The organism is Exiguobacterium sp. s102 (assembly GCF_018618635.1).
Taxonomy (GTDB): Bacteria; Bacillota; Bacilli; order Exiguobacteriales; family Exiguobacteriaceae; genus Exiguobacterium_A; species Exiguobacterium_A oxidotolerans.
This window is the reverse complement of record NZ_JACSML010000001.1, coordinates 762,847-786,182: the sequence shown is the minus strand read 5'-3', so window position 1 is coordinate 786,182 and position 23,336 is coordinate 762,847. Positions and strand designations below refer to the sequence as shown.

Genomic DNA, 23,336 nt, shown 5'->3' with positions numbered 1-23,336 from the left:
CACCTCACTGGATGATTTTTTTCGTCGTATAGACGCGTTGAACATCGCCTTCTTGAAGAAGTTTTTTGAATTGACCACGTAATTTTTCTTCAAGCTTTGCCATATCTTGTTTTGAATCCAAGTCCTGCTTTTTCATCGATGCTAAATCACCAAGAATGATGTTGTTGATTTGAAACTTACGTAGTTCTAACTCTTCCTTCGTTTTCACATCATCCGTGACAATCGTAAACTGAACATTCAAAAACCGTTCGTCTGCGATGTTCGTCGTCAAGTCATCTGTTTGAAAACTTCGTTCTTCGAGCTCGGCACCTGTCGGTTGTTCAACTTTTGCTTCCGTTTCATCTCCGACTAACCAATACTTCGTGAGCATATACCCTGCGCCGATCATCATGAGGGCCACGATAACCATGATCAACGGTATTTTTAACTTACTCTTCTTCTTTTCTTCTGCCATCTTCGAGCCTCCTAATGCTGTTCAAGCCCGCTAGTCCGACTTGTCGGTAAAAATCGATTGTTGCCGCTTTTACCTCTTCTAACGATTCTTTGACGATGTATGTCTGCCCTCCAACGAGTTGAATCGTCGTATCTGGTGTCGATCGAATCGATTCGATTAATATAGCATTCAATACGAGCGGTGCTTGACGTAACGTCGTCAGTGTAATCATCGTTTCAAGTTAACGAGTTCTTCTAAGATTTGGTCGGATGTCGTAATAATCCGTGTATTTGCCTGGAATCCACGTTGCGCGATAATCATTTCCGTAAACTCTTCCGATAAGTCGACGTTCGACATTTCGAGCGTCCCAGACGTCAGTTGCCCAAGTCCGTTCGTGCTTGGCGTCCCTGTTGCTGGAATCCCTGAGTTCTGTGAGGCTGAAAAGAGGTTCACCCCTGATTTTTCAAGTCCACCCGGGTTCGCAAAGTTTGCCATCGAGACGTAACCGACGCGTTGCAACGCACCTGTCGCATCAACGAATGTGACCAATCCATCTTTTCCGATTGCTAAGTTCTGCGCGCCAGTCGGAATTTGGAGTTTCATGTAGCCATCATTCACTTTTGTCGTAATTTGTCCTTGTGCATCGTACTGGTTTGCCGGTAAGTTTGCTTGGTTCGCTGGTGGCTGTCCTGGATTCGCTGGTGGCGGATCAGATAGTCCGACGAGGTAGTTCCCGTCTCCCGTGACGATATTCCCTTGCAAGTCCGTGTAAAAGTTTCCTGAACGCGAGTAACGAACGCCATCTGCTGTAAGCACTTGATAGAACCCTTCGCCTGAAATCCCGACATCGAGTGTTCGTCCCGTGTTTTGAAGTGCGCCTTGGTTGTAGACGTTATCGACCGTCGACATCGATGCCCCGAGTCCGACTTGTTTCGGGTTTGTACCACCGACACCGCCACCTGCTCCTGAAGCTGAACCGACTGATTGGTTAACGAGATCTTTAAAGGTAACCCGCCCTTTTTTGTAACCGAACGTATTGACGTTTGCGATGTTATTCCCGACGACGTCAAGCTTTGTCTGGAAGTTCTTTAACCCACTGATTCCTGAATACATTGAACGTAACATTATTTTTCCTCCTTTGTTTTAATCTCCGTTAATTCATAGACACTGACTTGCTTCCCGTTCGAGAGTTCCGCGATGACGTCAATTCCGTCTCGCTTGACGCTTATGACATTCGCTGTCTCCTTGACCGTCGCGCCCGTCGCCGTTCCCGTCGCATCCTCAACCGTTCCATCTGTTTCGTAACTAACTGATTTCCCGATTAAATTACTGTATGTCAGCAAGGAATTCGCATGTTGATTCAAGACCATCGTGTCCATTCCTTTTCCAATCGCTTGCATTTGTTCAAGGGAAGAAAATTGTGCCATCTGTGAGATGAACTCTTTATCTTCCATCGGTGCAGTCGGATCTTGATTCGATAACTGGGCAATCAAGATTTTCATGAACATGTCTTTGTCCATCGAATTATTCGGCACAGCTGTCGTTTTATCCGGCAACTGGTAGGACGATGCCGCATTAATGGAATCAGTCATCTTCTTCCTCCTCTAACTCCTCATCTTGAGGTTTCGGTTGTTCCTCTTGCGCTGTCTCTTGCCGCTCTTGTGGTGTCGATGTATCAAACTCTTTTACGGTCGAGGCCAGTAATCCCGTCTCGATTTTAACGAGCGGTGCTTGATGTTGCAGCGAACCTTGTAATTTACCTAGCTGTTGCTCAATCAGTTGTTTCGCCTGCTCAGTGCCCGCAAACAACTTCACTGTCAACACACCTTCTTTGCGCTCGAGTTGAACGACGACTTCACCTAGCTGTTCTGGGTATAAACGAATCGACATTCGTGTCGAACCGTCTGCTCCTTTTAAGAACGGGGCTTGCTGGAGTGCTGCTTCGATTCGTTTTGCCAATTGTTCATCGACATTACTTTGCGGAATGAGGGAAGGCATCGTAACGGTACGATCGCTTTTCACAAACAGCGTCGAAGAAAAGGCGAGCGGTAACGCCGTCCCTTCCGAATCAACTGTTCCTTTCAACGGCTCGCTACGCGTCAAGCCTTCGCCTAACTTCATCGAAGCCGGTAAGGTTTGAGCCAGGGCGACTTGTCGTGTCACCGGAAGAACCGTCTGCACGACCCTCCCCGTCTTCAATTCACCTTCCGCTGTCTTAACACCTTTTCCGACGGGCGTATCTGCTACTGGTTGCTGTTGACCTGCTACCGGTTTTGTAACACCAAGAATAGACACGATTGTCGCCGTAATCAATTGACCGACGGACGCCGGTAATTGTTGCAACATCGCCGTCGCTTGTTCCGCATCTCCTTCTTGGATTGTTTTTACGAGTTGTACGAGCTCCGTCATTCCTTTTGGATCCTGCTCTAGTGCTTCTAGTTGCGGATGATCCAGTAAAAGCAAGGCTTGCTCGGGTTGTGCTGTTAGCATCTTCACCAGCTGACCTTCATTTGATTGTGGCATCGTCGTGCTAGGGACGGTGTTCTCAGGAAGAAGACTCGGTTCTGGCGTCGTGAACAGTTGTAGCAAAGAAGCAAAGCTCCCCATGCCTTCAGCCGAAGGAGCACTTTGGCCGACTGATTTCGACGTACCTTTGACTGTTTGATTTTGTTGCACATCTGTCAAATTCATCGTGTTCGCTCACCTCTATTTCGTCGCGAGTAGTTGCGTCAATGCCGCAGCCTTTTTCGCATCCATCTTTGCGATGATGGCTGCTTGTTGTTCCGCATCGATAGTCTCGATGATAGGAACGACCTCTGTCGGACTGAGTTCATTTAAGATTGTCGCTGCTTCCTTAGGCGACATCTCTGCATAAACATCGGTCACACTTGCCGTTTTTGTTGTCTTCTTGTCTTCCTCGGTTGTTTTATCCGGGAAAGGCGTTTGTTTTAATTGATCGCGCTCCGCGATTAATCGCGTAATCTCTTGTTCTTTCACTTTGAGGGTATCCGCTTGTTCCGTCGCTTCATTTCGCAATTTTTTAATTTCTTGATTCGCTATTTTTAATCGATTTTCTAAATCAGACGTTTCCTTACCAGGCGTTCCCGTCGTTTGTTTCGACGTTTCCTCTGTCGAAAACGGGAGTGCAAGCATCGGACGACCGTTAGCATAATTGAGCACGAGATAGGCTGTACCTAAGATTAAGATCAAGGGAATGATCAACAACGGTAAAATCCATTGTTTCGATGATTTTGAATTACTTATGATGTCCGCCCTCTTCCAAACTGTAACAGTGCCAGTTCATCTAATTGATTTTGTTCGAGTAGTGCATTGATTTGCCGTGCTTCTTCTAGTTGATTCGCCTGAAGACGCGTGAACTTCTTTTCCTCAATCATCGCTTCTTTTAAATCGACTTGTGCGCGTTCATACTGATTTTTTGCTTGAGTGACATATAATTGTTGACGTTCGATTTGCTGTTTGACGACGTCACGCGCACGTTCACGGTATTGAGAAGCGAGTAATTCGACGGTACCCGTCTCATTTTGTGCCTTCAAAAATGTTTCGTAACGAACGAGCAGGTGATACAACTTTTCGACTTCAATTTCGTAGCGTTTCTTTTTTTCAGCCGTTTGTTTCGATACACGATCTTTCTCCGCCTCGGCTAAAGGAATGATTCGCTCATATATTGTTTTCATGCCTTTTCCTCCTTAGCGAATCGTCGTGATTAAACGGTTCATGGCTTCTTCAAATTGACTTCCTTCTTCAACACGTTGCTTCAAAAAGCCGATTAATTCCGGATATTTTTCGACGGCACGATCGATTTCAGGGTTTGTCCCACTTTTATATGCACCGATATTGATCAAGTCTTCTGCATCTAAGTATGTCGAGAGCAATTGCCGAAAGACGATCGCACTGTCTTTATGTTCCGTCGATGTGATTTGATTCATAACCCGGCTAATCGAACGTAAAACATGAATCGCCGGATACTGCCCTTTGTTCGCCAAACTTCGATCAAGGACAAAGTGACCATCTAAAATCCCGCGGACTGCATCCGCAATCGGTTCGTTCATGTCGTCTCCATCGACGAGTACGGTATAAAAAGCTGTAATCGACCCGGCTGTCGTCTTTCCGCTTCGTTCGAGTAACTGAGGTAGTAGAGCGAATACACTCGGCGTGTATCCTTTTGAAGCAGGCGGTTCTCCTGTCGCTAGACCGATTTCACGTTGCGCCATCGCGAACCGCGTAACGGAGTCCATCATCAAGACGACATTCTTACCTTGATCCCGAAAGTATTCTGCGATTGCTGTCGCCGTATAGGCTCCTTTTAAACGGACAAGCGGTGGTTGGTCACTCGTCGCGACGACGATGATGGAACGCTTCATCCCTTCTTCGCCCAACTCCGCTTCGATGAACTCTTTCACTTCCCGCCCTCGCTCTCCAATCAAGGCGATCACATTGATGTCAGCAGTCGAACGTTTTGCAATCATTCCGAGCAGTGTTGATTTCCCGACACCAGACCCGGCAAACAAACCGACGCGTTGCCCTTGACCGACTGTCAACAGACCATCAATGGCGCGGATACCTGTCGACAACACTTCATTGATACGTGGTCGTTCAAGTGGACTCGGTGGTTTTCGCACGATTGATGTTGTCCGGAGGTGAGTCAACTCCTCACCATCAAGTGCTCGACCTAATCCATCTAATACTTTCCCGATCAGTTCCTCACCGACGGGTACGTGAAGTGGTTTTCCTGTTGCGATGACGATTGATCCTGGTGCAATTGCCGTCGTTTCACCGTAAGGCATCAATAAGACGTGCCCTTCTCGGAAGCCGACAACCTCTGCTTCGATTTCTTGACCTCGGTGCAGTTGAATCAAACACCGTTCCCCGATTGCGACTGCCGTCGGTCCTCGTGATTCAATCATTAAACCGATTACTTGCACGACTTTACCGGAATGCCGGACTAAGTCATCCGTCCGAATATCTCGAACGGCCGCTTGCAACTGCTTCACGTTATACATCTTGTAGCACCTCAGTCACCTGGTTAATCAATGCCTCATAACTAGAAGTAAGCCCGCCCGTAATCGCTCCATTTTCTGAATCGATACGGAAATCGCGAGGCGCGAGTTCCGGATCAATTCGTAAGCTGATTGTCGCAGCACCACCTAAAATCGTATGTAGACGTTCATCCAGTAATACAACCCGTTCAAAATCTTCTGCAGACGTGTAAACAATGATCTTTTCACGGTCACGGAACTGAATAATCAATTGGTGAATCGATTGATAGAGTGCTTCCTCATCTGTATCATGTAATTTTTCTAAAAAATGATGGGTCACTTGCAGTGACAATGCACATAATTCATCTTCCATCGCTAACAAGCGGTCCGTCTGCATCTGCTCAAGACGCATTGCAAATTGATTCGTTTCCTCGAGTTTTCGTGCATAAGCGTCTAGTCCGTCTTGCTGCCCTCGCTCATAACCCGCTTGATAGCCTTGTTCCTTCGCTTCCTGTAAAGCCATTTCACGTTCCTGTTCAAAAGCCTGTCGACGCGCTTCTTCTTGTTGACGCATCAGCTGAAGTTGCTCGTCGAGCTCATTTTGACCTTTTGCCATCAACGCCTCATAAGAAATACTCGGCTCGGCATCCAGTTCAATCGCTCGCTCTTCTTGATGAAGAATTGTGCGCTGATGACCTTCGATGACAATTTGTCGTTTAATGACGTTAGACAACGATATCATCTCCTCCACCACGTGCGACGACGATTTCACCCATATCCTCTAGGCGACGAATGATTCCGACGATTCGGCTTTGAGCTTCTTCGACATCGCGCAATCTGACGGGTCCCATGAATTCCATATCTTCTTTGAACGATTCGACCATTCGCTGAGACATGTTTCGGTACACCATTTCTTTGACATCGTCCGACGAGACTTTAAGCGCAAGCAACAAATCTTCGTTTGAAACTTCGCGGATGATTCGTTGGATTGCTCGTGCATCGAGTGTGACAATATCTTCGAAGACAAACATTCGTTTTTTGATTTCTTCGGCGAGTTCCGGATCCTGAATTTCGAGCGTATCGAGGATTGTCCGTTCCGTCGTCCGATCGACACCGTTCAATACTTGAACGACTGCCTCGATACCACCAGACTGCGCATAATCTTGCATACCGGCTTGAGATAAGTTCCGCTCAAGAATCTGTTCGACTTCGCTGATGATTTCCGGGTTCATTCGGTCCATCGTTGCAATTCGTCGTGCTACATCCGATTGCGCCTCAGCTGGAAGCTCCGAAAGAATCTGACCGGACTTTCCCGGGTCGAGATGTGCCAAGACGAGTGCAATCGTCTGTGGATGTTCGTTTTGAATGAAGTTCAGTAATTGCTTCGGATCTGCTTTACGGGCAAACTCGAACGGCCGGACTTGCAAGGTCGAAGTTAATCGATGAATCAATTCCATCGCTTTTTCTTCACCTAATGCTTTTTCAAGCACATTTTTCGCAAAGCCGATACCACCTTGCGTAATGTAGTTTTGCGCCGTTGCCAACTCATGAAATTCTTCGAGTACTTCTAGTTTTTCTTCAGGATCAATTCGTTTCATGCTCGAAATTTGGAGTGTCAACCATTCCATTTCTTCTTCAGTCAAATGTTTGTAGACGTTCGCCGCCACTTCTGGACCTAACGAAATCATCAAGATCGCTGCTTTCTCACGACTATTCATATCTAGTTTCTTCATCTCATCAATCCTCCGCTAACCATGTGCGTAATAACTTCGCAAATTCATCTGGATTTGAGGATGCTAATTTTTCAAGCTGTTTCCGTTTGACTGCTCCGCCACTCGTATCTTCTGTCGATAGTTCTGGAATCTCTGTTTCGATTGGTGTCCATTCTTCTAACTCTTCGACTTCCGTCGTACGACGTCGTCGCATCATCATGAAGATGGCGCCGATGACGATCAGTGCTGCTGCACCAAGCGCGAACCAAACCCACATCGGCGTGACTGTAGTCGTCGCTTTTTGTGTTGGTGTTTCAGCGAACGGTCGGGACATGACGACGACCTTGTTCGTCAATTCGGCATCCGTCAACGTCGCTTTTGCATCCGTTTTCGTGATGGACGTCCGAATAATCGAGTAGAGCATCGTTTGAAGGTCCGTTTGAAGTTGCGGATCGATTTGAGCTTGACCTTTTGGTGGTTCAACGATGACTTGAATACCTAAATCACGTATTTCATAAGGTGCTCCCGTAATCTGTTTCGTAATCCGGTTTACTTCATAATTGATGATATCGTGCGTTTTCTCACTCGTATCACCTGTCGTTCCTGTACCGGCCGGGAAGTTGATGGTCTCATTTTCACCAGTACCGGCTGTTCCTTCATTCGCTGCACCCGTGTAGGCTTCGGCAACCTTTTCTGCCGAAGTTACAATCCCCTCGATTTTATCAGGGTCAACGGGTTCGACTAGTTTTTGTTCTTCTTGGCGCTGTGTGACATCGACGTCTGCCGTGACTGACACGAGCGCTTTTTGTGGTCCGAGAACGACGGATAACATTTGCTGGATTTGTTTTCGTAAATCATTTTCCGTTGTTTTCTTTAATTGCATCGGATCTGCGCCCCCAGCCGTCTGTGTTCCCTGGCCCGGTTCGTAGTACGTAAAGTACTGATCCATGATTGTAATATTTTCTTCTTTCAAATTAGGAATACTTTTTGCGATTAAGTGGTAAAGACCTTGTACAGTCTGTTGATTCAAATCACTCCCAGCGCTTGACGTTAACACAACCGATACGGTTGACGTCTCTTCGGCGTCTGATAAAAAGACGCTTTTTTCAGGAAGTGTAATCATTACCTTCGCTGCATCAATCCCGTTTACTTGAGTAATCAAGTTCTCAAGTTCAGTCTGCATCGTATCGCGCTCTAAAATATTCATTTCCTTGTCAGTCGTACCAAATCCGGCATTTTCACTGAAGAATGAATAATCGATTTGACCGGACTTCGGTATGCCAGCAGTAGCCAACTCTACTTTCAAATTTTCCGCATTCGCCTCCGGCACAAGAATCGTCACTCCGTCTGAAGCTGTCACAACTTCCGAACGAACGCCATCTTCATTTAATTTTTCAGTGACTTGTCCAGCCTCTTGCGGTGATAGTTTTGAATACAAGGGCGTCATTGTCGGTGTCGACAACCAAATGATGGCAGCAATAAGAGCCGATAAAATGATTAAGGTAATACCGATGATGGTCGCCTTTTTTGTGAGTGACCATTCGTTCCATGTCGTGTTGATTGCGCTAAAACGCGCCTTTAGCCGTTCGTTCATCAAACATCTCCCACGCTTTCCTTAGCAGTCACAGTTGCATACGCATCATTTCTTGGTATGCCTCAATCCCCTTATTCCGGACTTCAATGGCGAGTTGCATAGAAAGCGATGCTTCTTCTGTTTTAATCATGATGTTATGTAGATCTGTTGTCTTCCCTGTCGCAAGGTCCACACGTGCTTGTGAGGATGCTTGTTGCGCGTCGTTCAAGCCGTTAATAGCTTGGCTTAGCACATCGCTAAAATCTCCTGGGGACGCCTTAGCGACTGATTGTGATGGTAAGACCATTTGTTGCATCCCTTGAATAGGTTGAATTGCCATGATGTCATCTCCTCGTTATTTACCGATTTCCATCGCTTTTACTAACATCGCCTTTGTCGCATTCAGCGCCGTGACGTTTGCTTCATACGAGCGGGTCGCGCCCATCATATCGACCATTTCCTTCAATAAATCCACGTTCGGCATTTTTACATAGCCAAGTTCGTCTGCATCTGGGTGGTTTGGATTGTACTCTAATTTAAACGGCTCTTGATCCTTCCGGATTTCACTGACTGTGACGCCGTTACCTGTTTCTTTTAATACGGCTAATTTTCGTGCATACGGTTGCCATTCTCCATTCACGAGTTCGCCTCGTGTCGTTTGAGCATTGGCGATGTTTGCTGATACCGTATCGAGTCGGAGCCGCTGCGCTGTTAATCCTGTAGCGGATGTATGAAATCCTGAGAACATCGTCATCTTTATCGCCCTCCTCGAATAACAGATTGAATGCCAGAGAATTTACGATTCAATTGTTCGACTAGCGCTTCATATTCAATTTGATTGCGTGATAATTCAGACATCTCAAGGTCAATATCGACGCCATTTCCATCATTTCGCATCGATGTGCTTTGTTCGACGACCGTTCCTGAAGTATTAATCGTCGCATGTCGTTGTAAACTCATTTTCATCTCTGAATTCAATACATCACCAAAAACGAGGCGTTTTGCTTTGTATCCGGGTGTATCCACATTCGCAATATTCGTTGAGATTACTTTTTGAGCTGCAACCGTCCGATCGACGGCTTGTGTCATGAGTGAATAATCTGAGCCTAACCAATTCATCCCTTAACCTCCACTTGATTTTATATCGAGTATTTAGTTTTTTTGTAATCATTAGTAACACTTCTGAAATAATTGAAACAAATAGGTCAATGTTTGGAAAGAACTTTTTTGAAAATCAGGGTAATGAGATGTTAAATTCCTGTTTTTTATTACCTTTTCTTATAAAAATGATAAATAATACCTATATAAGAAAAGAAGACCTAGTATTTACTAGGTCTTCTTGATCGATTCCAGTTTTCGTTGTTTAGTTTGATTTAATCCGTTCTAATTCATAGAGGAAATTATCGTTTAAGATTTTGATATACGTCCCTTTCATACCGAGTGAACGCGATTCGATGACACCCGCACTTTCAAGCTTGCGCAGTGCATTGACGATGACGGAACGTGTAATCCCGACACGGTCTGCAATTTTTGATGCGACGAGTAATCCTTCATTGCCGTCGAGTTCTTCAAAAATATGCTCGATTGCTTCAAGCTCTGAATATGATAACGAGTTGATTGCCATTTGGACGACAGCTTTTTTACGCGCTTTATCCTCAGCTTCATGTGCCTTCTCTCGAAGAATCTCCATACCGACTACCGTCGCTCCATATTCAGCTAGGACGAGATCTTCTTCGTCGAAATCATCGACCATTCGTCCGAGGACGAGTGTCCCTAAGCGTTCGCCGCCTCCGATGATTGGAACGATTGTTGTTTTAGATGATTCGAACGTATCACGATTATCAATCGGGAATGCCGTATGTTCACTATCAATCGTAATATTCGCTGTCGTTTCCATGACGTTAAATAAACGTTTTGTGTAGTCTTCTGGGAATTGACGTTCTTCGAGGAATCCACGGATTCGTGCATTCTCAATTTGTTGCTTGATGGCAATACCGAGTAATTTCCCACGGCGGCTAACGATGAATGTATTCGACTCCATGACTTCACTTAACCGTTCCGCCATAATTTTAAAGTCTACATGTGTACTAGCTTCCTGTTGTAACATCGTATTAAGCTTTCGTGTTTTTGCCAATAAATTCATGATTTTCTTCCTCCACTTATAAGATGAACTGACTTAAGTCACGATCATCTGCTACTTTTCCAACTCGGTCCATTACATATTGTGGTGTGATCGTAACATCCGACTCTGGCATATCTGCCGCTTCAAAGGATAGTTCCTCTAACACCCGTTCCATGATTGTATATAAACGTCGTGCACCGATATTATCAGTTTCATCATTGACCTGAGCAGCAATCCGCGCGATTTGACGAATCGCATCCTCGGTAAAGGTGACGTGGACCTGTTCTGCTCCAAGCAACGCTTTGTATTGTTTCAGTAACGCTTGATTCGGTTCTGTCAAAATCTTGACGAAGTCTTCTTCCGTTAAACTATCCAACTCGACTCGAATCGGGAAACGTCCTTGTAACTCTGGAATGAGATCAGACGGCTTCGCCATATGGAACGCTCCTGCGGCGATAAACAACATATGGTCCGTTTTGACCGAGCCGTATTTCGTCACGACGGTCGAGCCTTCGACGATTGGTAAGATATCTCGCTGGACACCTTCGCGTGAAACGCCGGCGCTATCTTGACCTTTCGTTGCAATTTTATCGATTTCATCGACGAAGATGATCCCCATCTGCTCCGCACGTCGAACGGCTTCGTCATGGACTTCGTTTAAGTCAAGTAAACGTTCCGCTTCTTCAGCAGTCAAAATCGGTCGTGCTTCTTTGACGGTCAGTTGTCTTTTTTTCGTTTTCTTCGGCATGACTTGACCTAGCATATCTTGTAAGTTTGATAAGCCTTCCATCCCTTGTTGTCCCGAAAATAAATCCATTTGGCGCTCTTCGACGTCGACATCAATCATGCGGTCTTCTAGTTGACCACTGATTAATTGTTGACGAATGACTGAGCGGTCCGCCGTATCATTCGCTGTTTCTTGTTCAGGTTGTGCTTGATTACCACCAAACAACATTTCGAATGGATTACTTCCACCACCAAGACCCGACGTCGATTTTTTCCCGACTAACGCATCCACGATCCGTTCGTTCGCAACGGCTTCTGCTCGATCTTTTAAGGCTTCTTTCTTCTCATCTTTGACAAGTCGGAGTGAAGCTTCGACTAAATCACGAACCATTGATTCAACGTCACGACCGACGTATCCGACTTCTGTGAATTTTGTCGCTTCGATCTTAACGAATGGTGCGCGAACGAGTTTCGCTAGACGTCTTGCGATTTCCGTCTTTCCGACTCCAGTCGGTCCAATCATCAAAATATTTTTAGGTGTTACTTCGTCGCGTAATGCCGGGTCGAGTAATTGGCGACGGTACCGATTACGAAGTGCGATTGCGACGGCGCGTTTCGCATCCGATTGTCCAACGACGTGCTCATCTAATTTGGCTACGATTTGTTTTGGTGTCAATTCATGCATCTGCACTTCCTCCAATCGTCTCTAAAACAATTTGATCATTCGTGAACACGCAGAGCTCTCCGGCTGTTTCAAGAGCGGCTCGTGCGATTTCTTCTGCTGACATCTGTCCAGCGTGACGTGCCAATGCTCGACCAGCAGCAAGCGCGTAATTACCGCCTGAACCGATTGCAAGAATTCCATCATCCGGTTCGATGACTTCACCATTTCCGGAAACGAGCAGTAAATGTGTCCCGTCCATGACGAGTAGCAATGCTTCGAGTTGACGTAACATTTTGTCGCCGCGCCATTCTTTTGCTAGCTCGACTGCGGCACGTTGGAGATTACCATTATACATCTCTAGCTTCGCTTCAAACTTCTCAAACAGCGTAAAGGCATCTGCTACACTTCCAGCAAATCCTGCAATCACTTTTCCCCCATAAAGGCGTCTTACTTTCTTTGCACTTTTCTTCATGATGACTTGATTACCAAATGTCACCTGACCATCTCCACTCATCGCGGATTGACCATTATGTTGAATCGCAAAAATCGTCGTTGCATGAAACATTACGTTTCCTCCCTTAGGCACGCGGATGCGCTTGCTGATAAACATGACGCAACCGCTCCGTCGTTACATGAGTATATTGTCCCGTCGTCGATAGAGAGGCATGACCTAAGAGTTCCTGAACCGCCCGAAGGTCCGCCCCTCTCTCTAACAGGTCTGTCGCGAAGCTATGTCGAAGTGCGTGCGGCGTCACATGTTTCGAAAGCAAATGATCGCCTTTTTTTAAGATTTTACGAATACCGTCTGTCGTCAGTCGTCGTCCCGATTTCGAAACGAACACAGCCTGTTCCTTTTCATCTTTTCCTCGACGCTCTTGCAAGTAAACCTGCAACGTCCGTCTAGCGAAAGAACCAATCGGCGTGATGCGTTCCTTACGACCTTTTCCATATACATGGACATACTCTAAGTCTTGATCTAAATCTTGAAGATTTAGTCCTGCCAACTCACTGACACGCATCCCGGTCGCATAGAGCAGTTCAATCATTGCGACATTTCGGTTGCCTAGTGTATCTTCCGTTCGAAAGGCTTCTAAAAATCGTTCGTATTCAGATGGAACTAAAAAGGTCGGTAACGATTGGGCACGTTTGGGCGCTTTCAATCCTTCAAACGGGTTGACTGCATCCGTGTCGCGCGTCAAAAAGCGACCAAATTGCTTCAAGCATGATACTTTTTGGGCAATTGTCGATTTTGAAGCTTGTTGCTCGTAGAGTGCATACAAATAACGCCGTGCAGTTGCCAATTCAATCGATCGTAGTTGATAATCGAGGCAAAAAGCGGCGTATTGTCGAAGGGTTTGATCATATGAGCGACCCGTATTCGGAGATAGTTGACGTTCGATATGCACGTACCGCAAAAAGTCTTTCCGCAGCCGCTCAAACTCTGAGTCTAATCCCATTTCCGAGCCTCCTCCTGACCATGTGTTCTCGAATCGACCTTAGCATAGCACACCGCAAGTAGTCTGACAATAGACCAAAAACCGAAAAAATGACGAAATTATCACGCTTTTATGAAAAATTAAGAAATGGGGGAAAAGTCCGCTGTTTCTGCGGCTTTTCCCCCATCCTCTTTACATATCGGTAAAGTCTTTGATGGCTTCTAACGCTCGTTCTGCGAGGAGCGCATATTTCTCAGGTTTCTTCATTCGGACTGGATGACCGACGAGCCCTGGCACAAGTCCAAAGTTCGCGTTCATCGGTTGGAAGTTCTTTCCTTCCGTCGTCGTGATGTAGTGCGCCATCGCCCCCATCATCGTCTCTTTCGGGAACGCGATTGGTTCTACTTCATTCACTAACCGTGCCGCATTGATCCCTGCCGTCAAACCGGATGCTGCTGACTCGACATATCCTTCGACCCCTGTCATTTGACCAGCAAAGAATAAATCATGTCGTGTCCGTGTTTGATACGTCGCTTGCAATAAGTTCGGTGAATTGACGAACGTATTCCGGTGCATGACACCATATCGGACGATTTCGGCATTTTCTAAACCAGGAATCAAACGGATGATCCGCTTTTGCTCGCCCCACTTCAAGTGCGTTTGGAAACCGACGAGGTTGAAGAGTGTTCCAGCCGAGTTATCTTGACGAAGCTGAACGACTGCGTAAGGACGTTCGCCTGTTTTCGGGTCTTCAAGACCGACCGGTTTCATTGGTCCGAACAACAATGTTTTTGGTCCGCGTGAAGCGAGTACTTCAAATGGCATACAGCCCTCGAAGTAAATTTCTTTTTCAAATTCTTTCAGCGGAACGACTTCTGCCGCAATCAGCTCATTATGAAAATGCGTAAACTCTTCTTTTGTCATCGGACAGTTCAAGTACGCGGCTTCTCCTTTATCGTAGCGTGACTTGAGGTAGACCTTGTCTCGATCAATCGTATCCCCATCGAGAATCGGTGCTGCCGCATCGAAGAAATACAGATAATCTTCTCCCGTGAACTGTTTGAGTGATTCAGATAACGCAGCACTCGTAAGTGGTCCAGTTGCAACGATCGTCGGACCATCCGGAATCGCTTCAAGCTCTTCATGATGGACCGTGACGTTCGGATGATTCTTCAGTGTTTCTGTCACATAGCCTGCGAAGTCATGCCGATCGACAGCGAGTGCGCCCCCTGCAGGGACACTCGCTAAATCAGCCGCTTTCATGATGAGAGAGTCTAATTGACGCATCTCTTCTTTTAATACACCAACTGCATTCGTCAATTGATTCGCACGTAAGGAATTCGAACAGACGAGCTCTGCAAATTGATCGGTATGGTGAGCAGGGGTCTGCTTCACCGGTCGCATTTCATATAAATCTACTTGGACGCCTCGCTTCGCAAGCTGCCATGCTGCTTCAGAACCTGCGAGCCCGGCGCCAATTACCGTTACTCGTTTCAACGGTCATTCCTCCTCTTGCTCTTGATCGATGCGTGTTTCATGATGTCCACAAGATGTACATTCTACTTTTACACCGTTCTTGATTTTCTTTTGTACCATCATACTGCTACAGACGGGACACGGCTCTTCGACCGGCTTATCCCATGAGACGAATTCGCACTCTGGATAATTTGAACACCCATAGAACAACCGGCCTTTTTTACTACGACGTTCGACGATGTCCCCTGTACCACATGTCGGACACTTGACCCCAATCTCGACTTGGATCGGCTTCGTGTTTCGGCATTCCGGGAAGTTTGAGCACGCCATGAACTTGCCGTACCGTCCCATCTTGATGACCATCGCATGACCGCATACTTCGCAATCTTCTCCGGCTGGTTCATCTTTGATTTCAATTTTCTCGATTTCTGCTTCCGCCCGCGTCAAACGTTTCGCGAATGATTTATAAATCGGATCGACGACTTCCGTCCACTGCATGTCGCCTTTTTCAATCGCATCAAGCAACGCTTCCATGTCTGCCGTGAATTGAACCGTGATGAATTCTTGGAAATAATCACTAATCATATCAATGACGAGCTCTCCGAGTTCAGTCGGTAAGAATTTCTTTTCTTCGAGCGTCACGTACCCTCGTTTTTGAATCGTGTCGAGTGTTGGAGCATATGTCGAAGGACGACCAATCCCGAGTTCTTCCATCGCTCGTACTAAACGTGCCTCTGTATAGCGTGGCGGTGGCTGCGTGAAGTGTTGTTTCGGGTCAATCGATTCCTGTTGCAAGACTTCACCGTCCTCGAGTGGTGGTAAGAGTCCTTCTTTGACGTCCGTCACTGCTTCATCATCTGTATCCTCGATGTAGACTTTCATGAAACCAGGGAACTTGACGGTCGAACCGTTCGCCCGGAACATGACATCGTTCGAATTCAAATCAACTTTGACCGTGTCTAAAATCGCCGGTGCCATTTGACTGGCGACGAATCGTTCCCAAATGAGTTTATACAGTCGGAACTGGTCTCGCGACAAATACGATTTAACGAGTTGTGGGTCACGCATCGTTGACGTCGGACGAACTGCTTCGTGAGCATCCTGTGAATTGGCCGCTTTTTTCTCTTTACGTTTTTCACTGGCGATGTATTCTTTTCCGTACGCATTTTCGATGAAACCATGCGCTTCGAGGTTCGCTGTTTCAGACGTTCGTGTCGAATCGGTACGCATATACGTAATCAAACCGATTGTCCCTTCTTTCCCTAACTCGATTCCCTCGTAGAGTTGTTGGGCAATCATCATCGTTTTCTTCGCCCGGAAATTAAGCTTACGTGCCGCTTCTTGCTGGAGCGAACTTGTTGTAAACGGTAACGCTGGATTACGTTTGCGCTCTTTCTTCGTTACCGAGTCGACCGTAAAGGATTCTGAAAGTTTTGCCAACACCTCGTTGACATCTTCTTCAGAATGGAGTTCACGTTTTTTACCGTCGACGCCATAAAAGTTTGCTTCGAGTTTTTCACCGTTCGCATCAAGCTCAAGTTTAATCGTCCAGTACTCTTCTGGTAAAAAGGCATTGATTTCTTGTTCCCGATCAATAATCATCTTCACGGCAACCGATTGAACACGTCCCGCAGACAATCCTTTTTTAATTTTCTTCCAAAGTAACGGACTCATGCTGTACCCAACAAGACGGTCCAAAATACGCCGCGCTTGTTGCGCGTCGACAAGATCATAGTTGATCTTGCGGGGTTTCTTGAACGAATCCTTGATGGCATCTTTTGTGATTTCATTGAAGACGACCCGACACTCTGTCGATTCATCGACACCGAGGGCTTTCGCTAAATGCCAAGCGATCGCTTCCCCTTCACGGTCAGGGTCGGCCGCGAGATAGATTTTTTGTGCTTTTTTAGCAGCAGTTTTCAATTCTTTCAAGACCGGACCTTTACCACGAATCGTAATATATTTTGGTTCATAGTCATGTTCGACGTCGACACCCATTTGGCTTTTTGGCAAATCGATGACATGCCCCATCGATGCTTTCACGGTATAGTTCGAACCGAGATAACGTTTGATGGTTTTTGCCTTTGCAGGTGATTCGACGATTACTAAATATTTTGCCATTGCAATCGCTCCCTATTAGAGGCGTACTCGTATTTTAATCTCACTTATCATAGTAGTCTCGATTCCCATTTGTCAACGTCCATCAAGATACTTTTTGAAACTTCTTCCGGATTCAGGAGCGGAATCGCCCCTTCCGCAATCAATTGATTCGTTCCACAAAACATTTTTTCAGTCGGACAACCCGGCAAGCAATAGACGTCTTTCCCTTGGTCGAGAGCGTGTCCTGCCGTGTTCATCGTTCCGCTTTTCAACGCTGCTTCGACGATGACGAGGGCTGATGATAATCCAGCAATGATGCGATTACGTTCTAAAAATTGGAATTTTTGAATGGGGGTCTCGGGAGGGTACTCGGAGAGCAACAGACCAGCTTGTGCGATGCGATTAAAGAGGGCCGCGTGTTGCTTCGGATAAAGAGAATCGAGTCCTGTTGCCATGACGGCGATGGTTGGTTGGTCATACTTCAAGGAAAGGCGATGGACGAGGGAATCAATCCCGTAAGCTCCACCAGAGACAGTGACGAAAGGGGAATTAAAAAACGGGCGTAAGAACGATAGACGTTCTTTATGGGACGGGGATGGGGTTCGGCTACCGATGATGCTGATTAAAGGGTGACGCAGAAGCGACGGGTCACCTACGTAATACAGACCGTAAATCGGTCGTGGTATGTGTAGTAACTGTTGCGGGAACTCGGGATCGGTCGGGACAAGTAACTGAGACGGGAGGTGTTCGAGCGAAAGAGCTGCTTGATATCGCTTTTTACTCTCGGCATTTGTCGGAAGATCAGCGACCGATAAAATACCGTATTGTTCTACTAAGGCGACGATTGGATAAGGAACACGACAGGCTGCAAATCGGACATACCATTCTCGCTCCATTAACATACACTCCTTTTATATAGAAGAAAGCCGTCCTGAATCTTCAGGACAGCTCTCGACGTTTTTATTTGACCGTTGAACCCGTGACACATTGATCGTAGATACCAGCATCTTTGATGACACGAATTAACGTTTCACCAATGACTGCCGGAGAGTCTGCGACTTCGATACCATTTGCACGAAGTGTCTTGATTTTTTCCGATGCCGTACCTTTACCACCTGAGATGATGGCACCCGCATGACCCATACGTTTTCCCTCAGGAGCAGTTTGTCCACCGATGAATCCGATGACCGGCTTCGTCATGTTGGCTTTGACCCACTCAGCCGCTTCTTCTTCTGCCGTACCACCGATTTCACCAAGCATGATGACCGCTTTTGTTTCAGGATCTTCATTGAACGCTTTGAGCGTGTCGATGAAGTCTGTCCCATTGACAGGATCACCACCGATACCGACAGCAGTCGATTGACCGATTCCAGCCGTCGTCAATTGGTGCACCGCTTCATACGTCAATGTCCCAGAACGTGAAACGATTCCGACATGACCTGGTGTGTGGATGTAACCAGGCATGATGCCAAGTTTCGCGACACCCGGTGTGATAACGCCAGGACAGTTCGGACCAATCAAACGAACTGGTTTTCCGTCAAGATAACGTTTTACTTTTACCATATCAAGAACTGGAATTCCTTCTGTGATACAGATGATGAGAGCGATGTCTGAATCCGCTGCTTCCATGATTGCATCCGCAGCGAATGCTGGTGGTACATAGATAATCGATGCATTTGCCCCTGTTTTAGCGACTGCTTGCGCAACCGTATCAAAGACAGGCACGCCACCGAGCACTTCTGTTCCGCCTTTACCTGGTGTAACACCACCGACGAGGTTCGTTCCGTAATCAATCATTTGTTCACCGTGGAACATCCCTTGATTACCTGTAATTCCTTGAATGATCACTTTTGTTGATTCGTTTACCCAAATACTCATCCTTAGCTCCCCCTTACTTCACGAGCGCAGCGATTTTTTCTGCGCCGTCTGCCATTGATGTAGCTGCTGTAATCGCTAGACCTGAATCTTTGAGAATTTGTTTCCCTGCGTCAACATTTGTTCCTTCAAGACGAACGACGAGTGGTAACTCTAAGCCGACTTCTTTTGTTGCTGCAACGATCCCTTCCGCGATGACATCACACTTCATGATGCCGCCGAAGATGTTGACAAAAATTCCTTTGACGTTATCATCTGAGAGAATCAATTTGAACGCTTCCGTTACTTTCTCTTTCGTCGCGCCGCCACCTACATCGAGGAAGTTGGCCGGATCGCCACTGAAGTGTTTGATGATGTCCATCGTTGCCATCGCAAGACCTGCGCCATTAACGAGACAGCCGATATTCCCATCAAGCGCGATGTAGTTCAAATCGCTTTTTGAAGCTTCGACTTCACGTGGATCTTCTTCCGTTTCATCACGGAGTGCGACGATGTCCGCATGACGATACAACGCATTCGAATCGAAGTTCAACTTCGCGTCAAGTGCAACGACATCACCGTCTTTTGTTGTAACGAGTGGATTGATTTCAGCGATTGAGCAATCCTTTTCAACGAAGAACGTGTAGAGTTTCGTCACCATACCAACGAATTTGTTAACGAGTTTAACGGGTACACCCATTGCGAACGCTAATTTACGTGCTTGGAAAGCTTGAAGTCCGACTGCTGGATCAACGATTTCCTTGATGATTTTTTCAGGAGTCGCTTCTGCCACTTCTTCAATGTCCATTCCGCCTTCACTTGAACCCATGATGACGACACGACCTGTCACACGATCAAGGACAATCCCGAGATAGTATTCCTTATCGATCGCACAACCTTCTTCGACGAGAAGACGTTGAACGACTTTACCTTCTGGTCCTGTTTGATGCGTGACGAGCGTTTTGCCGAGTAACTCCGTCGCGAATTCTTTTACTTCTTCTTGCGATTTTGCTAGTTTGACACCACCGGCTTTACCGCGTCCCCCTGCGTGAATCTGTGCTTTGACAACTTTAATTGGGCCTGACAATTGTTCTGCTGCATCGACAGCCTCTTCGACCGTAAATGCTGCGATTCCGTTCGGTACAGGTACACCGTATGAACGAAGTAACTCTTTTGCCTGATATTCATGTACATTCATGAAAAAATCCCCCTTAACCCCTTTAGTTTCGGCTCTTTCATTGTAGTTAAAATTGGAAGCGCTGTCTATCGTTATCGACCGAAAGCATTTATTTTTTCGTGATTCCCTCATGATCGAGCTGATACAAAAAGGCAAACAGCTCGGCGATGACCCCGTATAACTCCGGCGGAACTTGCTCAGATACCTCGATTGCATCAAGTAATGTTACCAATGTCTGATCTTGCCGAATCGGAATGTTGTGTCGGATCGCTTCTTCTAAAATCCGCTCGGCGACGATTTCGGAACCTTTGGCGACGACTTTTGGAGCTGCCATTTGTTCTTCATAAGATAAAGCAATCGCTTTTTTCATGCTTGATAATCCACCCTCCCACTCCGACGTGTCAAATCGATAGGCACCCGCTCTTTCGTTTGTTCGACCAATTCAAAACGAATCAACTCATATCCCTGCTCCTTTAAGCGTTGTTCCATCATCGGTTGATAAGCGTCCATGAATGCGCTAATCCGTTGATCCGGATGAAAGACGGAAACAGCCATCTTTCGATCAGTGATTAATAAGTCAATCGCAATTTCGCCCAACTGAGGCAGTTTGAGATAAAAAGCGATTCGGGCATGGTCCGGATTGAATTCTTTTTTGTCGAACGGTGCTTCCATCGTCACATCGACATCTTCAAAGGGACCAAACTGTGGCAGTTGCAACATAAAGATGCCGCGTCCCGGTTCATTCGTCGCTTGAACGAGTTGTTGCGTCAAGATTTGATCACTCGTCTTTCGGTCAAGGGACCCTTGCCCATCTGCCTCTGCAGTACGCGCTAACTGAATGAGCTCAACAATTGTCTGTTTGAGTACTTGACCCGATCCTTCCATCGCGCGTTGGCCAAGTTGTTGTAACAGCGCACGTGTCGTCTGCGGTACTCCCTCTGACGCTGGTCGCAAGAGACTTTCAAGCATCGAAGGCAGGATTTGTTTCGCCGCAGTTTGTGGAGCTTCCGATAAAATCTTCAGCACCGGTTGCCCTTCCGTGCTCGTCACGACGAATCGGTACGACATTCCTTCTTTTAAATCAGCCGTTGTTCCAGCCGTTAGGACCCGTTGTCCGACTTGCAACTCCATTAACCCGTCCGGCAATAATTTCAATACTTTCCCGACGACATTTGCCCCTTCGCGTAACGGCATGTTGGCTTGATCAATAATCTTAAAGGGAAGTAAGGCCCGATGTTCGATTTGCACACGCATTCACCTCCTAGAGTCGATCAAGAACCGGTTTGAACGTTTTGCGATGAATCGGTGTCACACCGTATGTATCGAGTGCCTGCAAATGCTGTGCTGTCCCGTACCCTGCATGTTGCTCAAACCCGTATCCCGGATACTGTTTCGCATAGTCCTCCATCATCGCATCACGCGTTTCCTTCGCAATGACGCTCGCCGCTGCGATTGAGATGCTACGCGCATCCCCTTTAATCAGTGACGTTTGAGGTAGATTGAGATCAAGCTCCATCGCATCGACGAGCAATGCCTCGGCAGACACGCCATTCACCGCTTGTAACATCGCCTGTTTCGAGGCTTGGTAAATATTGATCCGGTCAATTTCTGCTGGTTCGATGATGCCGATGGCGACCTCTGCGACTTTACGAATATGCTGATACGCCAGTTGCCGTTGTTTTTTTGACATTTGTTTTGAGTCCGTCAACGCGGGGTGATAAAAATCTTTTGGTAAGATGACTGCTGCCGCGACGACAGGTCCAGCAAGCGGACCTCGCCCGACCTCATCGACACCAGCAATCTTCTCCCACCCCTGTGCCCGGTAAGCTTCTTCGAACTGCGAGCGTTCAATAAAACTGAGGCGCAATTGTTCTTCGAGATCGAGGCGACGGCTTGTTTGTTTCAATAACAGCCTGATCCCTTTTCGTTCATCATGCATCAGATCCTGTTCGATGGCTGCGAATTGTTCGCGTGAAATCCCTTTGAGACGTTCTCTTAAGTCTTGAATCTTCATCTGACATTCACTCCTATTTCGAAAAAAGCTTGGACCTTCTAGAGAAGGTTCCAAGCTCGTCTTATTCTGCTGTTGTTGCCCATTCTTCGACTGTTTCAAGTGTCACACGTCCGACTTTTTCCGTCCGTAGCTCATGTAACAACATCTCGCTCGTCCGTTCGAAATCGACGTATCCACCTGAATTGAACCCTCGTTTGTTCCCGATTGCTTCTAGTACATCAACGGCTTCACCGGACACATCGTCTAAGCGATAGCGTTCCATCAATTGCTCCGGATAACGCGATTTGAGCTCACGGATGGCAAACAGCGCGATGTCATCGATGTTTAAGATATCATCTTTGATTGCACCTGTTGCTGCTAGACGATAGCCAACCAACTGATCGTCGAACTTCGGCCAGAGAATACCTGGTGTATCGAGCAACTCCATCTCACCCGTCTTCATTTTGATCCATTGCTGACGTTTCGTCACACCCGGGCGGTCACCCGTGATGGCAATGTTTCGTCCGGCAAGGCGATTGATTAATGTTGATTTCCCGACGTTCGGGATGCCGATGATCAACGCTCGAATCGCACTCGGATTTCGTCCCTTTTCACGCATGCGATCATGTTTTTCTTTCATCAGGCGTAATGCACCTTCATGAATTTGTCCAAGACCCTTATTGTGTTTCGCATCGACAGCGATGACATCGACTCCGTCCTTACGAAGGGCCTTCATCCAGCGCTCCGTCAAACGCGCATCAGCCATATCGGCTTTGTTCAAGACGATTAACCGCGGTTTTCCTGCCGTAATTTGCTCGACCATCGGATTGCGACTCGACATCGGGAGACGTGCATCGACCAATTCGATGACGACGTCGATTAATTTTAATTTTTCCTGGACTTCACGACGTGCTTTCGCCATGTGACCAGGGAACCATTGTATCGTCATATATTCCACCTCAACTCATCATATTACTGGACTGCTAACTTCATGTTGTGTGACGCGGTAAGACCTGCTTCAGTTACCGTCACTTCGTTCTCAAGAAACGATCCATCCCTTAGTATACGCAAAA

Annotated in this window: 27 protein-coding genes; all 27 read right to left on the bottom strand. The window is 46.7% G+C overall.

The window, feature by feature from the left end; all coding sequences use genetic code 11:
- Window positions 1-4 precede the first annotated feature (4 nt).
- Window positions 5-454, bottom strand: a complete 450-nt coding sequence (locus KNQ02_RS03820) for a flagellar basal body-associated FliL family protein (RefSeq protein WP_029330792.1) — start codon at window positions 452-454, stop codon at window positions 5-7.
- Window positions 429-665, bottom strand: a complete 237-nt coding sequence (locus KNQ02_RS03815) for a flagellar FlbD family protein (RefSeq protein ID WP_088837359.1) — start codon at window positions 663-665, stop codon at window positions 429-431. Before KNQ02_RS03815 ends, KNQ02_RS03820 begins: the two co-directional genes overlap by 26 nt.
- Complete coding sequence (gene flgG / locus KNQ02_RS03810) at window positions 662-1,558, bottom strand: flagellar basal body rod protein FlgG (RefSeq protein ID WP_088837360.1); 897 nt, start codon at window positions 1,556-1,558, stop codon at window positions 662-664. Before flgG ends, KNQ02_RS03815 begins: the two co-directional genes overlap by 4 nt.
- Window positions 1,558-2,025 carry a flagellar hook capping FlgD N-terminal domain-containing protein gene (locus KNQ02_RS03805; RefSeq protein ID WP_029330801.1) on the bottom strand — a complete coding sequence of 156 codons (468 nt, stop codon included), beginning with the start codon at window positions 2,023-2,025 and terminating at the stop codon, window positions 1,558-1,560. Before KNQ02_RS03805 ends, flgG begins: the two co-directional genes overlap by 1 nt.
- On the bottom strand, window positions 2,018-3,124 hold the full coding sequence (locus KNQ02_RS03800; protein ID WP_214807324.1) for a flagellar hook-length control protein FliK: 1,107 nt from the start codon (window positions 3,122-3,124) through the stop codon (window positions 2,018-2,020). The genes KNQ02_RS03805 and KNQ02_RS03800 overlap by 8 nt, the downstream gene beginning before the upstream one ends.
- Before the next feature lie 15 nt (window positions 3,125-3,139).
- A complete protein-coding gene (locus KNQ02_RS03795; RefSeq protein ID WP_239456732.1) occupies window positions 3,140-3,658 on the bottom strand; it encodes a MotE family protein in 519 nt (172 codons plus the stop codon).
- Window positions 3,659-3,693: 35 nt separating this feature from the next.
- Complete coding sequence (locus tag KNQ02_RS03790) at window positions 3,694-4,128, bottom strand: flagellar export protein FliJ (RefSeq protein WP_088837363.1); 435 nt, start codon at window positions 4,126-4,128, stop codon at window positions 3,694-3,696.
- A gap of 12 nt (window positions 4,129-4,140) precedes the next feature.
- A complete protein-coding gene (gene fliI / locus KNQ02_RS03785) occupies window positions 4,141-5,454 on the bottom strand; it encodes a flagellar protein export ATPase FliI (RefSeq protein WP_088837364.1) in 1,314 nt (437 codons plus the stop codon).
- A complete protein-coding gene (locus KNQ02_RS03780) occupies window positions 5,447-6,172 on the bottom strand; it encodes a FliH/SctL family protein (protein WP_204251400.1) in 726 nt (241 codons plus the stop codon). The genes fliI and KNQ02_RS03780 overlap by 8 nt, the downstream gene beginning before the upstream one ends.
- Complete coding sequence (fliG, locus tag KNQ02_RS03775; RefSeq protein ID WP_029330812.1) at window positions 6,156-7,163, bottom strand: flagellar motor switch protein FliG; 1,008 nt, start codon at window positions 7,161-7,163, stop codon at window positions 6,156-6,158. The genes KNQ02_RS03780 and fliG overlap by 17 nt, the downstream gene beginning before the upstream one ends.
- Window positions 7,164-7,167: 4 nt before the next feature.
- Window positions 7,168-8,736, bottom strand: coding sequence for a flagellar basal-body MS-ring/collar protein FliF (gene fliF, locus KNQ02_RS03770; protein WP_088837366.1), 1,569 nt, complete (start codon window positions 8,734-8,736; stop codon window positions 7,168-7,170).
- Window positions 8,737-8,764: 28 nt separating this feature from the next.
- Window positions 8,765-9,055 carry a flagellar hook-basal body complex protein FliE gene (fliE, locus tag KNQ02_RS03765; RefSeq protein ID WP_088837367.1) on the bottom strand — a complete coding sequence of 97 codons (291 nt, stop codon included), beginning with the start codon at window positions 9,053-9,055 and terminating at the stop codon, window positions 8,765-8,767.
- Between the two features lie 15 nt (window positions 9,056-9,070).
- Entirely contained in the window at window positions 9,071-9,469 is a 399-nt protein-coding gene (gene flgC, locus KNQ02_RS03760; RefSeq protein ID WP_029330818.1) for a flagellar basal body rod protein FlgC, read from the bottom strand.
- Window positions 9,470-9,471: 2 nt separating this feature from the next.
- The gene (gene flgB, locus KNQ02_RS03755) at window positions 9,472-9,834 is read right to left on the bottom strand and encodes a flagellar basal body rod protein FlgB (protein WP_088837369.1); all 363 of its coding nucleotides are present in this window, start codon (window positions 9,832-9,834) and stop codon (window positions 9,472-9,474) included.
- A gap of 244 nt (window positions 9,835-10,078) precedes the next feature.
- The gene (codY, locus tag KNQ02_RS03750) at window positions 10,079-10,858 is read right to left on the bottom strand and encodes a GTP-sensing pleiotropic transcriptional regulator CodY (protein WP_029330822.1); all 780 of its coding nucleotides are present in this window, start codon (window positions 10,856-10,858) and stop codon (window positions 10,079-10,081) included.
- Between the two features lie 16 nt (window positions 10,859-10,874).
- A complete protein-coding gene (gene hslU / locus KNQ02_RS03745; protein ID WP_029330824.1) occupies window positions 10,875-12,254 on the bottom strand; it encodes an ATP-dependent protease ATPase subunit HslU in 1,380 nt (459 codons plus the stop codon).
- The gene (gene hslV, locus KNQ02_RS03740) at window positions 12,241-12,792 is read right to left on the bottom strand and encodes an ATP-dependent protease subunit HslV (protein ID WP_029330826.1); all 552 of its coding nucleotides are present in this window, start codon (window positions 12,790-12,792) and stop codon (window positions 12,241-12,243) included. Before hslV ends, hslU begins: the two co-directional genes overlap by 14 nt.
- Before the next feature lie 13 nt (window positions 12,793-12,805).
- Window positions 12,806-13,684 carry a tyrosine-type recombinase/integrase gene (locus KNQ02_RS03735; protein WP_214807323.1) on the bottom strand — a complete coding sequence of 293 codons (879 nt, stop codon included), beginning with the start codon at window positions 13,682-13,684 and terminating at the stop codon, window positions 12,806-12,808.
- A 171-nt stretch (window positions 13,685-13,855) separates the two neighbouring features.
- Window positions 13,856-15,160, bottom strand: a complete 1,305-nt coding sequence (gene trmFO / locus KNQ02_RS03730; protein WP_088837372.1) for an FADH(2)-oxidizing methylenetetrahydrofolate--tRNA-(uracil(54)-C(5))-methyltransferase TrmFO — start codon at window positions 15,158-15,160, stop codon at window positions 13,856-13,858.
- 3 nt (window positions 15,161-15,163) lie between these two features.
- Window positions 15,164-17,260, bottom strand: a complete 2,097-nt coding sequence (topA, locus tag KNQ02_RS03725; RefSeq protein WP_088837373.1) for a type I DNA topoisomerase — start codon at window positions 17,258-17,260, stop codon at window positions 15,164-15,166.
- A gap of 47 nt (window positions 17,261-17,307) precedes the next feature.
- On the bottom strand, window positions 17,308-18,135 hold the full coding sequence (gene dprA / locus KNQ02_RS03720) for a DNA-processing protein DprA (RefSeq protein ID WP_214768595.1): 828 nt from the start codon (window positions 18,133-18,135) through the stop codon (window positions 17,308-17,310).
- Window positions 18,136-18,199: 64 nt separating this feature from the next.
- Entirely contained in the window at window positions 18,200-19,117 is a 918-nt protein-coding gene (gene sucD, locus KNQ02_RS03715; RefSeq protein WP_088837375.1) for a succinate--CoA ligase subunit alpha, read from the bottom strand.
- 13 nt (window positions 19,118-19,130) lie between these two features.
- Complete coding sequence (gene sucC / locus KNQ02_RS03710; protein WP_029330843.1) at window positions 19,131-20,291, bottom strand: ADP-forming succinate--CoA ligase subunit beta; 1,161 nt, start codon at window positions 20,289-20,291, stop codon at window positions 19,131-19,133.
- A gap of 88 nt (window positions 20,292-20,379) precedes the next feature.
- Window positions 20,380-20,640, bottom strand: a complete 261-nt coding sequence (locus KNQ02_RS03705) for an EscU/YscU/HrcU family type III secretion system export apparatus switch protein (protein WP_088837376.1) — start codon at window positions 20,638-20,640, stop codon at window positions 20,380-20,382.
- Window positions 20,637-21,518, bottom strand: coding sequence for a flagellar hook-length control protein FliK (locus KNQ02_RS03700; protein WP_214765157.1), 882 nt, complete (start codon window positions 21,516-21,518; stop codon window positions 20,637-20,639). The genes KNQ02_RS03705 and KNQ02_RS03700 overlap by 4 nt, the downstream gene beginning before the upstream one ends.
- Window positions 21,519-21,531: 13 nt before the next feature.
- Window positions 21,532-22,284: a ribonuclease HII gene (locus KNQ02_RS03695; protein ID WP_088837378.1), complete on the bottom strand. Its 753-nt coding sequence runs from the start codon at window positions 22,282-22,284 to the stop codon at window positions 21,532-21,534.
- Window positions 22,285-22,345: 61 nt separating this feature from the next.
- Window positions 22,346-23,212: a ribosome biogenesis GTPase YlqF gene (gene ylqF, locus KNQ02_RS03690; RefSeq protein ID WP_088837379.1), complete on the bottom strand. Its 867-nt coding sequence runs from the start codon at window positions 23,210-23,212 to the stop codon at window positions 22,346-22,348.
- Window positions 23,213-23,336: the final 124 nt, after the last annotated feature.

What these genes read in the sequence shown, in the direction of transcription:
- KNQ02_RS03705 (WP_088837376.1), bottom strand. Translation starts at nt 20,640, where the DNA reads ATGAAAAAAGCGATTGCTTTATCTTATGAAGAACAAATGGCAGCTCCA.
- ylqF (WP_088837379.1), bottom strand. Translation starts at nt 23,212, where the DNA reads ATGACGATACAATGGTTCCCTGGTCACATGGCGAAAGCACGTCGTGAA.
- KNQ02_RS03815 (WP_088837359.1), bottom strand. Translation starts at nt 665, where the DNA reads ATGATTACACTGACGACGTTACGTCAAGCACCGCTCGTATTGAATGCT.
- KNQ02_RS03800 (WP_214807324.1), bottom strand. Translation starts at nt 3,124, where the DNA reads ATGAATTTGACAGATGTGCAACAAAATCAAACAGTCAAAGGTACGTCG.
- KNQ02_RS03695 (WP_088837378.1), bottom strand. Translation starts at nt 22,284, where the DNA reads ATGAAGATTCAAGACTTAAGAGAACGTCTCAAAGGGATTTCACGCGAA.
- KNQ02_RS03780 (WP_204251400.1), bottom strand. Translation starts at nt 6,172, where the DNA reads ATGATATCGTTGTCTAACGTCATTAAACGACAAATTGTCATCGAAGGT.
- hslV (WP_029330826.1), bottom strand. Translation starts at nt 12,792, where the DNA reads ATGTTTCATGCAACGACGATTTTTGCGATTCAACATAATGGTCAATCC.
- flgC (WP_029330818.1), bottom strand. Translation starts at nt 9,469, where the DNA reads ATGACGATGTTCTCAGGATTTCATACATCCGCTACAGGATTAACAGCG.
- fliF (WP_088837366.1), bottom strand. Translation starts at nt 8,736, where the DNA reads ATGAACGAACGGCTAAAGGCGCGTTTTAGCGCAATCAACACGACATGG.
- flgG (WP_088837360.1), bottom strand. Translation starts at nt 1,558, where the DNA reads ATGTTACGTTCAATGTATTCAGGAATCAGTGGGTTAAAGAACTTCCAG.
- dprA (WP_214768595.1), bottom strand. Translation starts at nt 18,135, where the DNA reads ATGGAGCGAGAATGGTATGTCCGATTTGCAGCCTGTCGTGTTCCTTAT.
- KNQ02_RS03805 (WP_029330801.1), bottom strand. Translation starts at nt 2,025, where the DNA reads ATGACTGATTCCATTAATGCGGCATCGTCCTACCAGTTGCCGGATAAA.
- fliI (WP_088837364.1), bottom strand. Translation starts at nt 5,454, where the DNA reads ATGTATAACGTGAAGCAGTTGCAAGCGGCCGTTCGAGATATTCGGACG.
- topA (WP_088837373.1), bottom strand. Translation starts at nt 17,260, where the DNA reads ATGGCAAAATATTTAGTAATCGTCGAATCACCTGCAAAGGCAAAAACC.
- KNQ02_RS03790 (WP_088837363.1), bottom strand. Translation starts at nt 4,128, where the DNA reads ATGAAAACAATATATGAGCGAATCATTCCTTTAGCCGAGGCGGAGAAA.
- KNQ02_RS03735 (WP_214807323.1), bottom strand. Translation starts at nt 13,684, where the DNA reads ATGGGATTAGACTCAGAGTTTGAGCGGCTGCGGAAAGACTTTTTGCGG.
- sucC (WP_029330843.1), bottom strand. Translation starts at nt 20,291, where the DNA reads ATGAATGTACATGAATATCAGGCAAAAGAGTTACTTCGTTCATACGGT.
- fliE (WP_088837367.1), bottom strand. Translation starts at nt 9,055, where the DNA reads ATGGCAATTCAACCTATTCAAGGGATGCAACAAATGGTCTTACCATCA.
- sucD (WP_088837375.1), bottom strand. Translation starts at nt 19,117, where the DNA reads ATGAGTATTTGGGTAAACGAATCAACAAAAGTGATCATTCAAGGAATT.
- KNQ02_RS03820 (WP_029330792.1), bottom strand. Translation starts at nt 454, where the DNA reads ATGGCAGAAGAAAAGAAGAAGAGTAAGTTAAAAATACCGTTGATCATG.
- fliG (WP_029330812.1), bottom strand. Translation starts at nt 7,163, where the DNA reads ATGAAGAAACTAGATATGAATAGTCGTGAGAAAGCAGCGATCTTGATG.
- flgB (WP_088837369.1), bottom strand. Translation starts at nt 9,834, where the DNA reads ATGAATTGGTTAGGCTCAGATTATTCACTCATGACACAAGCCGTCGAT.
- codY (WP_029330822.1), bottom strand. Translation starts at nt 10,858, where the DNA reads ATGAATTTATTGGCAAAAACACGAAAGCTTAATACGATGTTACAACAG.